This is a genomic window from Granulicella sp. dw_53, assembly GCF_018449545.1.
Taxonomy (GTDB): domain Bacteria; phylum Acidobacteriota; class Terriglobia; order Terriglobales; family Acidobacteriaceae; genus Edaphobacter.
On record NZ_JAAVUR010000007.1, the window covers coordinates 302639 to 321584 of the forward strand.

At 60.6% G+C, this 18946-nt stretch carries 19 protein-coding genes; 8 read left to right on the top strand and 11 right to left on the bottom strand.

All coding sequences use genetic code 11. The annotated features are described in order from the left end of the window. Positions 1-96 precede the first annotated feature (96 nt). Both HB393_RS13195 and HB393_RS13200 read right to left on the bottom strand, forming a co-directional pair. Positions 97-438, bottom strand: coding sequence for a carboxypeptidase-like regulatory domain-containing protein (locus tag HB393_RS13195; RefSeq protein ID WP_255551066.1), 342 nt, complete (start codon positions 436-438; stop codon positions 97-99). 99 nt (positions 439-537) lie between these two features. After that, positions 538-738 (bottom strand): hypothetical protein, encoded by a 201-nt coding sequence (locus HB393_RS13200; RefSeq protein ID WP_213805637.1) that lies wholly within the window; start codon positions 736-738, stop codon positions 538-540. 150 nt (positions 739-888) lie between these two features. On the opposite strand from HB393_RS13200, the gene HB393_RS13205 reads away from it, so the two are divergent. Further along, positions 889-2439 (top strand): M28 family metallopeptidase, encoded by a 1551-nt coding sequence (locus HB393_RS13205; RefSeq protein WP_213805638.1) that lies wholly within the window; start codon positions 889-891, stop codon positions 2437-2439. Positions 2440-2481: 42 nt separating this feature from the next. Beyond that, complete coding sequence (locus HB393_RS13210) at positions 2482-3309, top strand: rhomboid family intramembrane serine protease (RefSeq protein WP_213805639.1); 828 nt, start codon at positions 2482-2484, stop codon at positions 3307-3309. A 76-nt stretch (positions 3310-3385) separates the two neighbouring features. Here HB393_RS13210 and aspS read toward each other — a convergent pair whose 3' ends face one another. The 4 genes from aspS to HB393_RS13235 form a co-directional block, all read right to left on the bottom strand. After that, on the bottom strand, positions 3386-5209 hold the full coding sequence (gene aspS, locus HB393_RS13215; protein WP_345945186.1) for an aspartate--tRNA ligase: 1824 nt from the start codon (positions 5207-5209) through the stop codon (positions 3386-3388). Between the two features lie 386 nt (positions 5210-5595). Continuing rightward, positions 5596-6057: a nuclear transport factor 2 family protein gene (locus tag HB393_RS13220; protein ID WP_213805640.1), complete on the bottom strand. Its 462-nt coding sequence runs from the start codon at positions 6055-6057 to the stop codon at positions 5596-5598. A gap of 108 nt (positions 6058-6165) precedes the next feature. Next, on the bottom strand, positions 6166-7818 hold the full coding sequence (gene hisS, locus HB393_RS25220) for a histidine--tRNA ligase (protein WP_255551067.1): 1653 nt from the start codon (positions 7816-7818) through the stop codon (positions 6166-6168). 70 nt (positions 7819-7888) lie between these two features. Further along, positions 7889-8404 (bottom strand): gamma carbonic anhydrase family protein, encoded by a 516-nt coding sequence (locus HB393_RS13235; protein WP_213805641.1) that lies wholly within the window; start codon positions 8402-8404, stop codon positions 7889-7891. A 521-nt stretch (positions 8405-8925) separates the two neighbouring features. Here HB393_RS13235 and rpsU point away from each other — a divergent pair. The 3 genes from rpsU (at position 8926) to HB393_RS13250 (ending at position 10863) form a co-directional block, all read left to right on the top strand. Continuing rightward, a complete protein-coding gene (rpsU, locus tag HB393_RS13240; protein WP_174304888.1) occupies positions 8926-9123 on the top strand; it encodes a 30S ribosomal protein S21 in 198 nt (65 codons plus the stop codon). 315 nt (positions 9124-9438) lie between these two features. Next, a complete protein-coding gene (locus tag HB393_RS13245; RefSeq protein ID WP_213805642.1) occupies positions 9439-9867 on the top strand; it encodes a zinc-ribbon domain containing protein in 429 nt (142 codons plus the stop codon). Positions 9868-9936: 69 nt separating this feature from the next. Continuing rightward, complete coding sequence (locus HB393_RS13250) at positions 9937-10863, top strand: MBL fold metallo-hydrolase (RefSeq protein ID WP_213805643.1); 927 nt, start codon at positions 9937-9939, stop codon at positions 10861-10863. A 15-nt stretch (positions 10864-10878) separates the two neighbouring features. On the opposite strand, the gene HB393_RS13255 is transcribed toward HB393_RS13250, so the two are convergent. From HB393_RS13255 to HB393_RS13280, 5 genes are all read right to left on the bottom strand, one after another. Then, complete coding sequence (locus tag HB393_RS13255; RefSeq protein WP_213805644.1) at positions 10879-11121, bottom strand: HepT-like ribonuclease domain-containing protein; 243 nt, start codon at positions 11119-11121, stop codon at positions 10879-10881. Between the two features lie 95 nt (positions 11122-11216). Continuing rightward, positions 11217-11378 (bottom strand): hypothetical protein, encoded by a 162-nt coding sequence (locus tag HB393_RS13260; RefSeq protein ID WP_213805645.1) that lies wholly within the window; start codon positions 11376-11378, stop codon positions 11217-11219. A gap of 279 nt (positions 11379-11657) precedes the next feature. Further along, the gene (rpmA, locus tag HB393_RS13270; RefSeq protein WP_213805647.1) at positions 11658-11933 is read right to left on the bottom strand and encodes a 50S ribosomal protein L27; all 276 of its coding nucleotides are present in this window, start codon (positions 11931-11933) and stop codon (positions 11658-11660) included. 84 nt (positions 11934-12017) lie between these two features. After that, positions 12018-12341: a 50S ribosomal protein L21 gene (gene rplU / locus HB393_RS13275; RefSeq protein WP_213805648.1), complete on the bottom strand. Its 324-nt coding sequence runs from the start codon at positions 12339-12341 to the stop codon at positions 12018-12020. A gap of 555 nt (positions 12342-12896) precedes the next feature. Continuing rightward, positions 12897-14291, bottom strand: a complete 1395-nt coding sequence (locus HB393_RS13280; protein WP_255551068.1) for a glycosyltransferase family 39 protein — start codon at positions 14289-14291, stop codon at positions 12897-12899. 57 nt (positions 14292-14348) lie between these two features. Between HB393_RS13280 and dut the strand changes: the two genes are divergently transcribed. From dut to purF, 3 genes are all read left to right on the top strand, one after another. Further along, positions 14349-14795 carry a dUTP diphosphatase gene (gene dut / locus HB393_RS13285; protein ID WP_213805649.1) on the top strand — a complete coding sequence of 149 codons (447 nt, stop codon included), beginning with the start codon at positions 14349-14351 and terminating at the stop codon, positions 14793-14795. A 71-nt stretch (positions 14796-14866) separates the two neighbouring features. Next, positions 14867-17386 (top strand): phosphoribosylformylglycinamidine synthase subunit PurL, encoded by a 2520-nt coding sequence (gene purL, locus HB393_RS13290; RefSeq protein WP_213805650.1) that lies wholly within the window; start codon positions 14867-14869, stop codon positions 17384-17386. Positions 17387-17502: 116 nt separating this feature from the next. Further along, a complete protein-coding gene (gene purF, locus HB393_RS13295) occupies positions 17503-18909 on the top strand; it encodes an amidophosphoribosyltransferase (protein WP_255551087.1) in 1407 nt (468 codons plus the stop codon). Positions 18910-18946 lie beyond the last annotated feature (37 nt).

Genomic DNA, 18946 nt, shown 5'->3' on the forward strand with positions numbered 1-18946 from the left:
CGCACGAAGTGCGGGCGCAACAAACAGGGACTGCCGAGAGGCAGTCCCTGTTCTATTTAGAAATTGGGTAGCGGGAAAACGGATGCGAGAAGCGCTTTACTTGCCCGTATCGATCTTCAAATTGATAAAAAACTGGTTCTTGCTGTCGAACGAGCTGATGGTCTTGGTGCCGCTCTTCTTCCCATCGTGTTCGGCCCAGATCTCGTAGTCGGTATTCTGTGCGAGCTGTCCGAAACGGTAGGCGCCTGCATCGTCCGCGATATTGCTCTTCACCGCGAGAGAATGGGTGTCCTTCAAATAGACCACTGCGCCCTTCAGCGCCGCGTCTTCCTTGTCAATCACCTTTCCCTGCACGATACGCTGCACCGGACCCCGCTGTTGAGCGAGAACCGGTGTGATATGCGAGCCAACCGCTACCGCTGAAAAGCTACCGGCCAAAACCAGAACTGATCCTGCGAATGAGCGGACCGAACTATGAAATCGGATCATGCCATCAGTATACGGCCACCGCGCCGTTGAAGTAATTGGACTTTAGGGTTACTCTTCCTCCTCGTCTTCGATCGGGGTCGAATCCTCATCATCGTAACCAGCATCGTCGATCGATGCCAGTTCAATGGGGTCAATGGAGACGACTTCCAGATCGGCTCCGCACTCGTCACACTGTACGGTCTCGCCTTCTTCTATCTCATCCGCGTCAACGGTAATCGGGTTATCACATTCAGGACATACAACGGCCATAGTCAAAGCCTCCGGGCAATTTCAGTGCAGCCGACCTGTAGGATGCAGATACGGCATTTGCGCATGAGCTATTACTAGCGGCCATGAGCGGGTACGTCAAGCTTACGATTGATCTAGCATTTCAGTTTCCACAAGAGGAAAATTTTCGTGATGATTCGAACGCTTCTCATTCCCGGATCTGGTCGTCTTGCAATCACATCCGCCCTGCTCGGCACGCTTTGCCTCTCCTCAGGAGCCGCAAGGGCCCAGGGACCTCAACCAACTCCGACTCCCATCGCCGCCGCGCCCGCCGACCCTGCTATCGCCGCCGCCCTCCAGCAGGTCTCCGCAGCCCGCATCCGCGCCACCATCGAAAAACTGGTCAGCTTCAACAATCGCAGCACCCTCTCCAGCATGGAGACCGATCTGGCCCCCGGCACCGGCGTCAGCGCTGCGGCAGACTGGATCGAGGCCGAGTTCAAGCGTATCTCCGCCGCTTGCGGGGGCTGTCTAGAGGTCAAACGCGACGACTTCATCGAGCCTCCCCAGCCCGGTCCCGCTTCGCGCATCCTCAAGCCCACCAAGCTCACCAACGTCTACGCTGTCCTGCACGGCGCCGACCCCGCCCAGGCCGAGCGCCGGGTTCTAGTCACCGGCCACTACGACTCGCGCAACACCGACGTCTTCAACACCCACGACCCCGCCCCGGGAGCGAACGACGACGCCAGTGGCGTAGCCGTCTCGCTGGAGTGCGCCCGCGTCCTCAGCAAACTCAAACTCCCCGGCACCATCGTCTTCGTAGCGGTCGCCGGCGAGGAGCAGGGCCTTAACGGTAGCCGCCACCTCGCCCGCCTCGCCAAATCCGAAGGCTGGCATCTGGAAGCAGTGCTGAACAACGACATCGTAGGTGGCGACACTACCCCCGACTACCCCGGAGCCGATAAATCCGCCGTCCGCGTCTTCTCCGAGGGCGTCCCGGCCACCGCCACCATCGACCAACTCCACCAGATCCAGACCCTCGGAGCCGAAAGCGACTCCCCCTCCCGCGAACTCGCCCGCGAGATCGCCGACGTCGGCCAGTCCTACTTCACCAACACCCTCGAGCACGCCCCAGCCACCCCCGGACGGCCCCATAGCATGGCCATCCGCAACCTCCCCGCCTTCCACCCTGTCCTGATCTTCCGCCGCGACCGCTACCTGCGCGGAGGCGACCACACCAGCTTCAACCTGGAGGGCTTCACCGCCGTCCGCCTCACCGAGTGGCGTGAAAACTTCAACCATCAGCACCAGAACGTTCGCGTAGAAAACGGCGTCCAGTACGGAGACCTCATCCAGTACGTAGACCCCGCCTACGTCGCCAACGTCGCCCGCCTGAACGCCGCCACCCTGGCCGACCTCGCCGCCGCTCCCGGTGCCCCGCAGAACGTCCGCGTCGTCACCACTGCCCTCGACAACAACACCGAGCTCCTCTGGGACCCGCCCGCCGGCATGCCCTCCAGTGCCTCCTACGAGGTCGTCTGGCGTCCCACAGAAGACCCCACCTGGACCACCTTCGTCAGCGCCGGACGCGCTACCACACTGAAACTGGACGTCTCCAAGGACAACGTCGTCTTCGGCGTCCGCGCCGTCGACCCCGCCGGACACCGCAGCATCGCAGCCTTCCCCATGCCCGTCCGCGCCGCGTCCGCCAATCGTCCACCCGGCCCCGCAACCCGCCAGTAACCCGCCAAGCCCCCCACTGTGGTGAAATAGAGAGTAGCTGTTATGCCCCGTACCGGCTCCATCACGATGTCCTTGCCGCCCTTCGCCGGGGCGACGCGCCGTCTCATCCTCGCCAACCTGGCGGCCTTCTTCGGTGTAGCCATCCTGGGCTGGGTCTCTTCCCCCGCGCAGGCCTTGTTCACCGGCCACATGGTGCTGGAGCCGCTCGCCGTCATACACGGTGAGCTCTGGCAGCTCCTCACCTACTCCTTCATCCAGGTCGGAATCCTCAGCACCGTCTTCGCCATGCTGACTCTCTGGTTCACCGGCTCCCTGCTGGAGGGCTCCTACGGTAGCCGCTGGCTCTACGAGCTCTACTTCACCTCCGTCATCGGCGGCGCGATCGTCGCCACCATCGTCGCCCTCACCCCCATCTTCCGGATGAACCCCCGCGTCGCCGCCATCGGTCCCTACGGAGGCATCTTCGGACTGCTGGTGGCTATCGCCCTGCTCTTCGGCGAACAGGAGTTCCTCCTCTGGTTCGTCCTCCGCATCAAGGCCAAGTACCTCGTCACCATTTACATCCTCATCGCGGTCGCCGTGCTGCTCAAATCCGCCGACGCCTTCTCTGCCCTCCTCCAGCTCTCTGGAGCCCTCTGCGGCTACCTCTACGTCAAGTTCGCCCCTCGCCGCGGCTTCGCCTTCGGTTTCACCGAGCGCTACTTCGGCATGCGCAACGGCTACTACCGCTGGAAGCGCCGCCGCGCCGCCCGCAAGTTCGAGGTCTACATGCGCAAGCAGAACCGCGTGGTCCACTTCGACAAGGACGGCCGCTACATCGACCCCGACGAGGCCCGCAAAGACCCCAACGACCGTCGCTGGATGAATTAGCCCTGGACAAACCGCGCTACCAAAACAAAAGGCCACCCGCAAAGGGTGGCCTCTTCCGTCTGCAAAGCACCAAAGCCTAAGTACGGCCCACAACCCGCAAATTAAGCTCCTTCAACTGCTGCTCGCTCACCAGAGTCGGCGCATCCACCATCAGGTCGATAGCCTTGGCCGTCTTCGGGAACGCGATCACCTCCCGCAGGCTGTTCGCCCCTGCGATGATCATCACGATACGGTCGAGCCCCAGCGCAATCCCGCCATGCGGCGGCGTGCCATACTCCAGCGCATCCAGGAAGAACCCGAAGCGCTCATGCGCCTCCTCATTCGACATCCCCAGCGAGCGGAAGATCTCCGCCTGAACATCCTGCCGATGGATACGGATCGATCCCGACCCCAGCTCCGTGCCGTTCAGAACCACGTCATACGCCAAAGCCCGCACCGCGCCCTTATCGTTGAAGAGCGCACCGGACTTGATGTCATCCTCATGCGGCGACGTAAACGGATGGTGAGCCGCATTCCAAACCTTGGCGTCCTCATCCCACTCATACATCGGAAAGTCCGTGACCCAAAGAAACTTGTAGTCCGCCTCGGTCCCCGTCTGCTCGAACCGCTTGTGCTTGTCGGCAAACTTCTTCGCCATCTCCAGCCGCAGCGCACCCACGCGCTTGTAGATCCACTGTCCATCATGGTTCCACTTCGCCGGAGTCCCCAGCTTAGGCGTAATCACAATCGCGAGATCCGTCGCCCCCAGCGCCAGCTTGGCCTCGATCGCCTCAGCCAGTGGCGCGAACGCATCGTTCGTTTTCAGCCGCGCCACATCCAGAAAGTCCAGCCCGCAGTCGCCGAAGATCTTGCGAATCTCATCGACCATGCTGCGCTTCTGCGTCCCACTCAAACCACCTGCCTCAGGAATCACAAAGCCCAGCACCGGCAGCGCCTTCTCGACCTTCAGCGCCTCACGCAGTTCCGGCGTCAACTCCTCCGTCAGCGAGATCATCGACGGCAACCGCATATCCGGCTTATCGATCCCGTAGTTCAGAATCGCCTCGTCATATGTCATCCGCACGAACGGCGTCGGAATTGTAACTCCCGTAGTTGCAAACGCCGCCTTCAGAAAACCCTCCGCCACCCGGAACACCGCATCCTGCGTAGGAAACGTCATCTCCAGGTCGATCTGCGTGAACTCCGGCTGCCGGTCCGCCCTCAGGTCCTCGTCGCGGAAGCACCGCGCAATCTGGAAGTACTTATCGAATCCCGAGATCATCAGAATCTGCTTGAAGATCTGCGGCGACTGCGGCAGCGCATAAAAATGCCCCGCATGCACCCTGCTCGGAACCAGGTAATCCCGCGCCCCCTCCGGCGTCGACCGCGTCATAAACGGCGTCTCAATCTCCAGAAATCCCTCATCCGAGAGGTAGTTCCGAATCGCCCGCGCCACCTCATGCCGCATGCGGAAGTTCTTCTGCATCTCCACGCGTCGCAAATCGAGGTAGCGATACTTCAGCCGCACCTCTTCATTGGCAATCGCATCCTCCGCAGGCGAGAAGGGAGGCGTCTTCGCCTCATTCAGCAGCAGCAACTCCTTCGCCACCACCTCGATCTCTCCAGTCGCCATATTCGGATTGCCCAACCCCTCGCCGCGCCTGCGCACCGTGCCCGTTATGGCCACGACATACTCAGACCGCGCCGCTTCCGCCTTGGCATGCGCCTCGCCACTCACCTCTTTATCCAGCACCACCTGCGTGATGCCACTGCGATCCCGCACGTCGAGAAAGATCAGGTTGCCATGGTCGCGCCGCCGGTTTACCCAGCCCATCAGCACAACATTCTCTCCGGCCTGCTCCACCCGGAGATCTCCACACATATGCGTACGTTGCAAATTGCCTAAAAAGTCTAAAGTCACGATCCTCCTATTGTACGAACTTCCAAGGAATTGCAACACCGGCAGGTCCAATCACCTTCCGATTGTCTTTTTCGCCACCGCAACCGCCACCGAGGCCGTGGCCCTGACCGTCACCGCTGCCGTTGCTACTGCGTCGCTCTTGCCGTGGTCGTTGTTCTGCCATGGTCGTTACTCTCGCCCGTTGCTTGTTCTTTCTCACCCTATAAATAAATTTGTCATCCTGAGCGAAGCCTCTCGCAGTTTCATCGCGAGAGGCGCAGTCGAAGGAGCTGCGGTTGCCCTTGCTTTTGCTTCCTCATAGAGATCGAGGCGGTCGCCGCAGCGCCCCAGGCCTGAAGAACGAGAACCCAAAGCCGCGCTCCCTCTGCTCTTATGCGAGAACCCTCTTACGGAGCAATAGGGACGCGCGTGCTATGTATAAAGACAATCTTCCAGACGCCCGCCTTCTCTTCCAGAAAAGCCGACTCCAACCAGCTCTGATTCTTGGTCCCGGAGGCGTCGCTGATGCTGCCTTTATTGACGTAGGCAATCCAGGCGGTATGGCCCAGAATATGGACGTCCGGCTCCGTCACGTTCCACTCATAATGTTTGCCAGCCGCATGTTGAGCCTTGATGAGGGTCATGATGGAGTCTCCCTCAAACCGGGCGCCGCCATCGTACATGTAGAAACCAGGCGCAATCACCGACCGGAACTTTGCAACATCATCTGCGCGAGCTGCAACAAAGACCGTGTTCACCGTGTCTACAATCTTTGCCTGCTCGGCTGTAAGAGGCTTCTGCTGGGCTCTCGCTGCAGAGAGGGGCGCAAGCACAAGAGCGATAAAAAAGATTCGACTTCGAGTGAGCAAAGGACGCCTCCAATTTGTTGACCTATGTGTGAAAAAGACACGTCAGCGTCTCCTTCATTCCTCAACTCGATGGCCACGATGGATAGACGCCTCTTTCGCCGGGCTGCCCTATCCTCCCAACACCCCAGCCAACTCACCCCGCAAAACCTTCGTCTGCTCTCCAGTCCCAAAGAACTTCACCGTAAACATCCCCGACGCAACCTCATCCTCGCCGACGATCACGATCCGCCGAGCCAGCTTATCCGCCACCTCAAACGACTTCTTCAACCGGAAAGCCCCATCCCCCACCTCGACCGTCAACCCAGCCGCCCGCAGCTCCTTCGCCAGCAACAGCGCCGCCGCATTCTGCCCCACGCCCATCGGAGCGATAAAGGCATCCAGCTTCGTCACCACAGCCTCTTTAGCTTGCGCCTGCAGCGTCAGAATCAGACGATCCTCCCCAATCGCAAACCCGATCCCCGGAGCCTTCGGCCCGCCCAGCATCTCGCTCAGCCCGTCATATCGTCCGCCGCCCAACAGGGCATTCTGCGTCCCCAACCCGCTGCCATCCGGCACGGTGAACTCGAAGGTCGTGCGTGTGTAGTAGTCCAGCCCTCGCACCAGCCGCGGCTCCACCACATAAGGCACCCCACAGGCATCCAGCGCGTCCTTCACCTGTTCGAAGTGTTCCCGCGAATCCTCATCGAGATAGTCCGCAATCTTCGGCAGGGCATTGATAATCTCCTGGTCGTTCGGGTCCTTCGAGTCCAGCACCCGTAGCGGATTCGTCTCCGCCCGCCGCTGGTTGTCCTCGCACATCTGCGCCTTCACCGGCTCCAGCGCCTCGCGCAGCGCGGCAATATACCGTGGCCGGTCCGTAGCCGAACCCACCGAGTTCAACGCCAGCCGCCAGCCCTTCACCCCCAGCTCATCCAGCAGAGCGCTCAGCATCTCCAGCACCTCCGCATCGCGAACCGCGCTCTCCGACCCCGACGACGCCGGCCCGATCACCTCCGCGCCGATCTGCCAGAACTGCCGGTACCGCCCCCGCTGCGGCCTCTCCCGCCGAAACTGCGGCCCTACATAAAAGAGCTTCTGCAGCATCCCCGTATCGGCCATCTTGTGCTCGATATAGGCCCGCACCACCCCAGCCGTATTCTCCGGACGTAACGTGAGTGATTGTGCCGATTTGAAAAAATTACCAGGGAATTCTTCAATCTCGACTTCTCCGGTATCAAATCTGGGCTTCGGCGAACCGGCAGGGACTACTAAGCGTAGACCAGGGCCGAATCTCCGAAAGTAATCGGCGTCAGCCGAATACTTGAAATCATGGTCCGTTTGTAGCGCGAGTTTCGCTTTATTGAGAGTTTCGATAGCTTCTGAGGTTGCCTTGAATCGAAAACACACGAACTCTGGTTTCTCGGGGTTGCGCCTTCCAATGATTCGTTGAACACCCAACTTCCTTAGCTTATCTGTTAGGAGATGTGCCTCTTCGAGGACAGATTTTTTCTCATTGAGTTGGACATTGGTCCAAGCCTCTGAAAATGCTTTGTCATCAAAGCGTTCGCCATCCTCCCAGGTGTACATCTCCTTGGAGACGATATCCGTCTCCTCGCCCACGCCCCGCGCAAACAGCTCCGTCGCCTCGAACATAGGCGTCCGAATCTCACCGAACCCGTACCGCGCAAACACCCCCCGCGCCGTAGCTTCCACGCGGTTCCAAAGCTCTGTCTCAGGAGGGAGCAGATCCCGCGTCCCCCGTACTGCCTTCAAAGTAGCCATTCCCTTCAGTGTAGCGAATCAACGGAGCGAAGACCGGGCCGGGACACCGCTAACCTCACCTCCAGCATCATCACTCGGTCTCAGTTAAATAGATCGCCGTGTAATCGAGATAGTTCTGCGCATATTTCAGGATCATCGCCCGGTCGGCATCCCCCAGCGTCCGCCGCACCTTGCCCGGCACGCCCGCCACCAGCGAGTTCGGCGGAATCACCGTCTGCTCCGGAATCACCGCACCCGCCGCGATGATCGAGCCCTCGCCGATCCGCGCATTGTTCAGAATCACCGCGCCGATCCCCACCAGCACCGCATCCTCCACCACGCAGCCATGCACGGTCGCATTATGCCCGATCGTCACCATCTCCCCCACGATCACCGGATACAGGTGCCGCATCCCATGCAGCACCGCGCAGTCCTGCACATTGCTCTTCGCGCCGATCCGGATGGAGTTCACATCGCCCCGCAGCACCGCGTTCATCCACACGCTGGCCTGTGCTCCCAGCTCGACATCGCCGATCACCTGCGCCGAAACATCGACGTAGCATCCCTCGCCGATCACCGGCAGCTTCCCTTGGTAGGCCCGAATCATAGCTCGATCTCTCTCATGGAGCTGATTTTACGCGGCCCCAAAACGGTCGGGGATTAGCCCACCATGCGGCAGCTTCCTCCATTTCCCAGCAAAATCGCATGTCAAGCCCCCAAATGGCTTAACTCCATGAAACCAAAGCGAATAAAAGTGGCACTCCAGTTATGCGCCGTCTCGTAAAATAGAACTAGAGAGAAAAACAAGAAGGCTCCCGCAAGGGAGCTTTTGTAGTTCCCGAAAGGGAAAAACGTGCGGAATTCGGGAAAGAACCTGCTGGGTCGCCTATAACCGACGCTGGCTCACATATTTGGCCGCAAACCGCCTGTAATCAATATTTTGGCGAAGGCTCCTGCGCGTAAGCCGCTGATTCGTCTACGTTTATGGCTCGCCAAGGGGGGAGGGGGGTCGGTGGGACGAACGGGGTATGAAAACCTGGATAAGAGTCATGTTTTAAGCCATATCCAACAAAACAGGCGTATCCTAGAGGTTGTCCATGCAAGGACCTGTTTGGAGGTGTATTTTTCTTGGCAGAGGTTCGAGTTCAAGAAGGCGAACCCCTTGAGAATGCCCTGCGGCGCTTTAAGCGTAAGGTGCAGACCGAAGACATTATCAAGGAAGTCAAGCGCCACTCTTTCTACCTGAAACCAGGTGAAAAGAAGCGTGTGAAGGAAGCGTTAGCGCGTAAGCGTAATCGCAAGAAGATCCGTAAAGAGCAGGACTAGTCCTCGCTCTACAACCCGAAGGCAGGCCGTCTCCTCTCAACTGAGCTGTTGAGACGGCCGCCCGAACCACCAGTGAATGGACTCCCGCCATCTCCCTGGTCCCGGCAGCGATGGCCTCGCCCCTCTCCCCAGCGCGGCGGCCACAATGACCGGTAAACAGAACGAATCGCTTCCAGCGGTCGGGCCCCTGCTCGCGCAGGCATCTTCACATACTGTTTGACCAGCAAACAGCAGGATAGGCAGAACCTTGGGAGAGAACTCCTCCTCCACAAGACTCCGCCTCGTATTCCGCAAGCAACACTGGGAGAAGCGGCAATGGAATTCACAGATAGACTTTTGACATGCGCAGACTGTGGTGGTGAATTCATCTTCACCGCCGGAGAACAGATCTTCTTCTTCGACAAGCAGTTCAAGAACGATCCCAAACGCTGTAAGCCCTGCAAGTCGAAGCGCTCCGGCGGAGCCGCTCATACCGGCACCGGACCCGCTCCAGCCGGGCTCTCACGCACCGAGACCCGCACCGAGTGCTCCGAGTGCGGCATCGAAACCACCGTTCCGTTCAAGCCCACGCAGGGCAGGCCGGTTCTCTGCCGTCTCTGCTTTCAGGCCAAACGCCCCGGCGCAGAGCCATCGATCAACGCAGCAGCCGCTACAGGACAGCTCATCGCCGGCACCAAAAACGCCGAGATGAACTCCGTCAGCGCCGAGATGATCGCAGCCGCGAGCCAGGCGTCCAGGGCATAACTCGACCAGCCGCAGGGCTTAGCGCCAGAGGGTTCTCTCCGATTACTCTGTAAGACGGAGAGAACCCATATGGCCAGCCCGCAAGCCGCGTCGCCTTCCGCCCCTGCTCTGACGGACCTCGTCCGCGCCCGCACCACCGTCGGCGACTTCGAGCTAACCGTCTGCACCGACGGCACCTACCTGCTCGACGGCGGAGCCATGTTCGGCGTCGTCCCGAAAACTCTCTGGCAGAAACGCATACCAGCAGACGAGCAGAACCGAATCCTCCTCGGTCTCAACACCGTAGTCGTCCGCACCGGCAAACACACCGTCGTCATCGAGACCGGAATCGGCAACAAGCAATCCGCCAAGATGCGCGAGATCCAAGCCAACCAGGAGCTTCTGCCCACCTCGCTCGCTGCAGCCAGAGTCAGCCCCGAAGAGGTCGACGTCGTCATCAACTCTCATCTTCACTTCGACCACTGCGGCTGGAACACCACTCTCCACGCCGATGGCTCCGTCACGCCAACCTTCCCCAACGCCCGCTACTTCGCCCACGCCGGAGAGGTCGCTCACGGCCACCTCCAACTCGACCGCGACCGAGTCAGCTACCTCTCGCCCAACTACGATCCCCTGATCGCCTCCGGCCAGATGACGCTGCTCACCACCGACGCGATCCACACCAACCCCGAGATCGTCCCAGGCATCTCCGTGGAGCTCTTCCCCGGTCACACAGCCCAACTCATGGGAATCCACATCGACTCCAGATCCCACGCTGGAGCAGCCCAACACGCCTGCTACATCTCCGACCTCATCCCCACAGCCGCCCATCTCGACCCCACCTGGGTAATGGGTTACGACCTCGACCCCCTCACCTGCATCGAGCAGCGCAAACGCTTCTACCAGCGCGCCATCCCCGAGAACTGGCTAGTCCTCTTCACCCACGACCACCACACTCCTATGGCCCACATCACCCTTAACGAAAAAGGCAAACCTATCGTGAACGCAACAACTTAGATGGACTATCCGCCTTCAGCCCTCTAATTCACGCATCCAGCTATCGACCTCGTCTTTGAGCGATGGCAGGGAAGTGATGACGATGCTCCACACGACACGTTCATCGACTTCGCCATACTCATGAATCAACAGATTACGAAAGTCGACAATCCTTCGAGCTAGCGTGACTCTGTCATTGGTCTCAGGAAAGTGATGAAGCATCTGATTCATCGCCTCCCCAATGATCATCAATTCGCCCCGTACTGCAGATCGAAGCATTCTGTCCTGATTCGAAGTTGTCCAGAGTGCGTCCTTTGGTGAACTCCTCGATCGCCTCGATCGACAGTTGCACGTCCGCGAGATAAGTCTGCAGGCTACGTGGCATACACGGCTACCTGCGTCGCTTCAAGTTCCTTACGAAAATAGGGGTTGCGAATCGTCTTGGCGCTTATCAGGTCAACCTCGCGGTGGAAGAGGCTCACTAACGCCTCGCGCAACGAAAAATAGTTATCGGCATATTGTTTCGATGGAAACAACGTCAAACTCCACTCGCAGGTCCACATCGCTTCGTTCTTGATCGAAATCGTCCCGGAGCACCGATCCAAATGCCATAAGTCGCTTCACATGGTGCTGGCGGCATAGCGCGGCAATCTCATCCTGCTTTGACTGAAATAGCTCTAGCATCTGGCAGCCCTCATGGAATCTGTAGTCTACCGTGGCGACCAACCCGATTGCCTAACATTTCAAAATTCGGGGCCATCAGACGCACGAAAGCCCCACGATAGCGGGGCTCTGTGCGTAAGAAATTCCGAGGACTAACGAGCGACGGCCAAAACTTCGGCTGGCTCGACGTTTACAAAGCGCCCACGCTGGCCGCGATCCTGGAACTGGACTACGCCGCTGATCTTCGCGAAGAGAGTGTCGTCTTTGCCACGGCCGACGTTCGCACCAGGCTTCAATGGTGTTCCACGCTGCCGTACGATGATGCCGCCGCCCAGGATCGCCTGTCCGCCGAACACCTTGACGCCCAGCCGCTGAGCATTTGAGTCGCGGCCGTTCTTGGAAGAACCTAAACCTTTTTTATGTGCCATTTCACTGCCTCTTCCGCGCCGCCCTCAGGCCCAGCGCTCTCAAATAGTCTAAGAACGAAAACAAACTTTGTTGAGGAGCTTCGTTTATGCCTTGAAGCTCTTGCCGCCCACCAGGATCTCGTTGATCTTGACCTCAACATAGTTCTGACGGTGGCCTTGCATCTTCTTGTACTGCTTCTTGCGCTTCAGCTTGAAGACCAGGATCTTGTCTCCACGGCCCTCGCCGACGACCGACGCGAGCACCTTGGCGCCCGAAAGCTCCTGCTCGAACTTGCCCTCTTCGCCGCTGAACGCAATGACATCGGAGAACTCCACTGCGCCGTTCTCGTGCGCGGTGGTCTCAATCTTCAACTTATCGCCCGGGGCTACCCGGTACTGCTTGCCGCCTGTGCGAATCACTGCGTACATTGCTTGGAACCTCAAGCGCGCTACTCAACTCGAACCGCAGTCGGCGCGAACGCTTCCTTCATAGATTGTGCTGCATGGGGGCGTATACAGGCCATCGAAAAAGACCCGGCTGCATCCAACCGGCCAGTTCGTCTCGCGGCAAAAATCAGCCGCTCACTCAAACCTACCAGCCCTGCATCCGGATAAAACCGGCTGCATCGCCAAACTTAAAAAGTGTACCGTGTTCCCGGGTCAGGGTCAATGAAGAACCTCGATGCAGCCGTCAGTTTGAATCGATCCGCTGGCTTTTCACGAGTTGTCGCTATTTCATTGTGCTGCGCCCATTTTCCTGAGACCATGACGGCGTGAATGGCTCGAGACATCTCAAGGTTCGCTTAATCGCAGATAGCGTCTTGCTGTTTGGCTTTGGATTTGTCGCGCCCCCTATTCTCACTCCAATTTCTAGAAGTCGGGTGGTGCTGGGAATCGCTCTTGCGACGTTTGTTATCAGCGTTGGATCTTTCTATGACGGCATTCGAACTGCGCAACGATTGTTCTGGCCCAATTCCCGGTAATTCACTTCCCAGAAGTACCCTTTGGATCCGATCTGACTAATGCCGCCCGAAAAGACCAAACCCGTCCCTTTTCCGCCGACTGAAACAAAAACACACTAAAGATTGCAATCAGGGGTTCCAGCGGATGCCGAAACCGCGCCTGCACCGTAATCAGGTAGTACGCGAAGGGCAGCACCGCAAAGGCCCACGCAAACAGCCAAACCCCGGGCACCCGCCGCCGTATCGAGACTGCCAGCCCCAGTAGGCCACTCAGGCTCAGAAATCCGTAGTTCAGCTCTCGCATTACCTCGACGAACAGGCTCTTCTCCACCGGATGCGGCACCCCAAACCAGAAGAAGTAGATTCGCTTCACAAATAACTCCGCAAACCAGCGATGATGGGTGCGAATGTAAGCGTCGGCCAGATCGCCTTGCTGCTTCACATACGCCACCTCGCCCAGCTTCTTGTAGCTCTTGAAGTTCGGCGTCGCCTCGAAGTACGACACGGTAGTCCCCCACGGAAATCCCTGGTGCTCCGGCTGCACCGACTGATACATCTCCGCTCCCAGGTTGCTTCGTGTCGGGATAAACGCATGCATCACCGTCCAGTTTCGCCACACCCAGGGAGCCATGCAGGCCAGGAAGATCACCCCCGCCAGCACCGCCTGCCCGACCGCGGGCGCTAATTGGCCCCTCTGCTTCGCTGCTCCCAGCAGCATCCACACTCCACAGATCGGCAGAAACAAAATCAGCGTCGAGTTCGAAAGACAAATGAGTCCCCACAACACCCCAAACACAGCCCAGCGGATCGTTGTTGAACGAGGCCTCGAAGCATCCTCCTCTCCGATCCCGCGCACCCGCAACGCCAGTACCAGCACCCAGGTAAACAGGAACGTAGTCAGCGTCATGTCCCACACCCAATGCACCGCATACTGCATCGCGGCCGGATACAACGCCCACAACCACCCCGACCACAATGCCACGCTGCGGCCAGTCCCCTGCGAGCGATAGCATCGCAGCGCAATCTCGTAGATCGCCGAGGCCGTCGCCGCCGAAAATACACTGTCTATCGCGAAGATCACCCAAGCCGAGGTCGCCGAATACACCCCGAACACCTTGAAGACCCCCGCCAGCAGCAGCGTATACAGCGGAGGACACCATGCCGTAGGTCCTGTATGCCCGGTAAATGGGTCGGAGTAGCCATACCCCGTAGCCACCGCCCGCGCGATCCTCCCTACCTCCCATCCGAACTGGAAGTGATCCTGAAATAGCCGTATTCGGTAGGTATGCGCCAGCGTAATGTACAGCAGCCGCACGACCAGCCCTACCCAGAAGATCCGCCACTGAATTCGCCGGCTGGAATCGCTCCCGCCAGACCCATCTTCACCCTTCATCCACGCGTTCAGCCGACTCATCATCCCGCCCATCTTATCGTCTCGTGCTCTGCCGGCCCTTCGGCAAAGTAAACTGACCCAATGTCTCCCACGATCAAAGTCAAAAAGCTGCACCCCGACGCGAAGCTCCCCCGCTACTCCCACGCCGGTCCCTGGGGCGACCTCGCCGCCGACCTCTCTGCTGTTGCTGCAGCTACGCTGGCCCCCGCCGGAGCGCCTGGAAGCACGCAAGCCATCTCTACCGGCATCGCGCTGGAGCTCCCTGCCACCCACGGCGCTCTCGTCGAGGACCGCTCCGGCCTCGCCCTGCGCGGGCTGACCACCCTCGCCGGCGTCATCGACCCCGGCTACCGCGGCGAGATCAAAATCGTCGTCACCAACCTCAATCCCACCCCCTTCGCGATCGCCCCCGGCGACCGCGTCGCCCAGCTTCGGGTCGTGCAGCGTATCGAAGCCACCTTCGAAGAGGTCGCCGAACTTGTAGAAGCTCCTCGCGGAGCCGCCGGATTCGGCAGCACCGGCGCGTAAGACTGCTCTTTACCATAAGCCGGCCGCCTTCGCCGCAGCCTCTATCCATGCGACAATCAGAGTAGCGAGCCATGCCCAATCAGCAAGTTCAGCACCCACTCCAGACGCCTACGCCGGCCACCATCACTCCTGCGCTGTTGAAGACCCACAGCATCACCCCGGACGAGTATAAGTCCATTGAATCCAAGCTCGGACGCACGCCGTCGCTGACCGAGCTGGGTATCTTCTCGGTCATGTGGTCGGAGCACTGCTCCTACAAGAGCTCCCGCGTCCACCTCAAGCGTCTGCCCACCAAGGGCGAGCGCAAGAGCGGTCCTGGCTCCGTCGTTCAGGGACCCGGAGAGAACGCCGGCATCATCGACGTCGGCGACGGCTGGGCCTGCGCCTTCAAGATCGAGTCTCATAATCACCCCAGCTACATCGAGCCCTACCAGGGCGCGGCGACCGGCGTCGGCGGCATCCTCCGCGACATCTTCACCATGAACGCCCGGCCTCTGGCTGTCATGGACTCGCTCCGCTTTGGCCCGCTCGACGAAGCCGAGCCCGACGCCACCCTCCGCGCCCGGAACCACCAGATCGCCCGCGGCGTCGTCCACGGCGTCGCCGGCTACGGCAACTGCTTCGGCGTGCCCAACCTCGGCGGCGAGACCCGCTTCGAGACCTGCTACTCCGGCAATCCGCTGCTCAACGCCTTCGCCCTCGGGCTGGTAAAGATCGACGAGATCTTCTACGCCAAGGCCACCGGCGTCGGCAACCCCGTTCTCTACGTCGGCGCAAAGACTGGACGCGACGGCATCCACGGAGCCACGATGGCCTCCGAGGAGTTCACCGAAGGCTCCGAACAGAAGCGCCCCAACGTGCAGATGGGCGACCCCTTCCTCGAAAAGTTACTGCTTGAAGCGTGCCTCGAAGCCATGGCCACCGGTGCCGTCCTCGGCATTCAGGATATGGGCGCCGCCGGCCTCACCTGCTCCACCTGCGAGATGGGCGCACGCGGCGAACTCGGCGTCTCCATCGAGCTCGATCTCGTTCCCCAGCGCGAGACGGGCATGACCAGCTACGAGATTATGCTCTCGGAGTCGCAGGAGCGCATGCTGCTCGTCGCCGATAAAGGCCGTGAGCAGGAGGTGCTGGATGTCTTCACCAAGTGGGGACTGGACGCATCGATCGTCGGCACCGTCACCGCCGACGACGTCATGCGCGTCCGCCACCACGGCGAGCTCGTCGCCGAGATCCCCAATAAGGCCCTCACCGACGAAGCCCCGGTCTACCACCGTCCCGTAGGCACCTGGACTGCGCCCGTACCGAAAGACCCGCCCACCCACATCCTCGAAGAGCTGAAGCAGCCCAGCGACTACACCGCCGACCTCAAGAAGCTCCTGGCCAGCGCGAACATCTGCGACAAGCGCTGGGTCTTCGAGCAGTACGACTCCATGGTCCAGACCAACACCGTCCAGGGCCCAGGCGGCGAAGCCGGAGTCATGCGCATCAAGGGCACCGGCCACACCACTCCCTCGGCTCATCACCAGGGTCTCCTGGGCAAGGTCGCCGACCTCGTCGCCTCGTCTACCCCCAAGGGGGAAGCCACTCTCCAGGCCAACAACGACGATGCCGCCAATCCGCTCGTCGCTCCGGGCAAGTTGCACGAGTTCAGTCCTGTGTCGAAGACGGAACGCGGCCTCTCCATGGCTCTCGCCGGGAATGGCCGCTGGTGCTACCTCGACCCCAAGCTCGGAGCCATGCACGCCGTAGCCGAGGCCGCCCGTAAGGTTGCCTGCACCGGCGCGACGCCCGTCTCCGCGACCAACTGCCTCAACTTCGGCAATCCGGAGAAGCCCGAGATCATGGCGCAGCTCTCGGCCGCCATCGACGGCATCGCCGATGCCTGCAACGCCCTCGGAACCCCCGTCACCGGAGGCAACGTCTCGCTCTACAACGAGACCCGCGGCGAAGGCATCTACCCCACGCCTGTGCTCGGCATCGTCGGCATCCTGGACGATGTCAGCACCTCCGTTCCCAGCAGCTTCCAGCGCTCCGGCGACGCGGTTCTCTTCCTCTCGGCTTTCAGCGGCAAGGGCCGCGACGTCTATCCCGAGTTCGGCTCCACCGAGTATGCGAAGTCCGTCCTGGGCGCCTTTTGGGGCAAACCACCCGACCTCGACGTCCAGCAGGAGGCCGCGCTCCACAAGGCTCTCGCTGCCCTCGCCGCGAAAGGTCTTCTCTCTTCAGCTTCGGATATCTCCGACGGCGGCTCGGCGGTCGCCTTCGCCAAGGGCTGCTTCCCGCGCAACCTCGGCGTCGACATCGCCATGACCATGCCTAGTGCTGAGCCCTTTGAGATCAAGGAGCGCCTCTTCAGCGAGATCGCCTCCTCCATCATCGCCACTGCGAACCCGGCCAAACTCGCCGAGATCCAGGCAGTGATCGCAGACTATCCCGGCGTCTGGGTCGCTCCCCTCGGAGAAGTGACCTCCTCTGGTTACAAGATCACCATCAATCAACAGACCATCATCGATGCGCCCCTGCACCACTTGAAGTCCGAGTACGCTAACGCCCTCGAATCCAACCTGACCGCCGAGGTACTCGTGTAATGGCAGACATCCAATTGCTCCCCCCCGTTCTCAACTCCGCTGTGGACCTCGACCTGGAAGACGACACCAATGCCGCGGACGAGCGCTTCGACAAGCTCCGCGAAGAGTGCGGCGTCATGGCCATCTACAACCACTCCGACGCCGCCCGCCTTACCTACTGGGGTCTCTACGCCCTCCAGCATCGCGGGCAGGAGTCCGCCGGCATCGCCTCCGCCGACGGCTACTCTGTCAACGACATCAAGGGCATGGGCCTCGTCTCCGAGATCTTTACCGACGACGTCCTTGCCAAACTGCCCGGTCACATCGCGATCGGCCACACCCGCTACTCCACCACCGGCGACTCCGCGCTCCTCAACGCACAGCCCATCTCGGTCGAGTCCACCAAGGGCCTCATCGCCATCGCCCACAACGGTAACCTCGTTAACCTCGGCACCTCGAAAGAGCGCCTCGAGCGTGACGGCGCGGTCTTCCAGACCACCTCGGACTCCGAGATCATCATCCAGCTCATCGCGCACTCGCGCCAGACCACTCTGGTCGACTGCATCGCCGAGTCGCTCTCCCAAGTCGACGGCGCCTTCTCCATCGTCATGATGACGCGCAACCGCATCTTCGCCGCGCGCGATCCCCACGGCTTCCGTCCGCTCTCCATGGGCCGCATCACCGGCGTCGACGGCGCACCCGACACCTTTGTCTTCGCCTCCGAGACCTGCGCCTTCGACCTGCTCCACGCCAAGTACGAACGCGACGTCGAACCCGGCGAGCTCGTCATGGTCTCCGAGGACGGCGTCACCAGCCGCCGCTACGCACCCGAGACCACCCCCACCGCATCCTGCATCTTCGAGCACGTCTACTTCGCTCGCCCGGACAGCCGCATCTACGGCCGCTGGGTGCAGAAGAGCAGGGAAGAGATGGGCCGCCAGCTCGCCCGCGAGTCCCACGTCCCCGCCGACCTCATCGTCCCTGTCCCTGACTCCGGCGTCACCGCCGCCATCGGCTACGCCACCGAGTCCGGCATCCCCTTCAACCTCGGCCTCATCCGCAACCACTACGTCGGCCGCACCTTCATCCAGCCCGAGCAGCGCGTCCGCGACTTCGGCGTCCGCATGAAGCTCAACCCCGTCCGCTCCCTGCTGGAAGGCAAGCGCGTCATCCTCATCGACGACTCCATCATCCGAGGCACGACAAGCCGAAAGATCGTCCGCATGGTGAGGGCCGCCGGAGCCACCGAGGTCCACCTCCGCATCTCCTGTCCGCCCACCATCAGCCCCTGCTTCTACGGCGTCGACACCCCTAGCAAGAAAGATCTGATCGCGGCCAACAAGTCCATCGCGGAGATCTGCGAGTACATCGAGGCCGATACCCTGGCCTACCTCTCGCTCCCCGGACTCACCCACGCCTGTACCATTGGCGAGTCATCCCACGGCCTCTCTCCCGCGTCCTTCTGTACGGCCTGTTATACCGGCCACTATCCCACCCAGTGGGTCGACGTCGAAGAGATCCTTCCCGCCATCGCGACCGTCTAGCCATCCACCGGTCGCCGCACCACCCCTTCTGGAGATA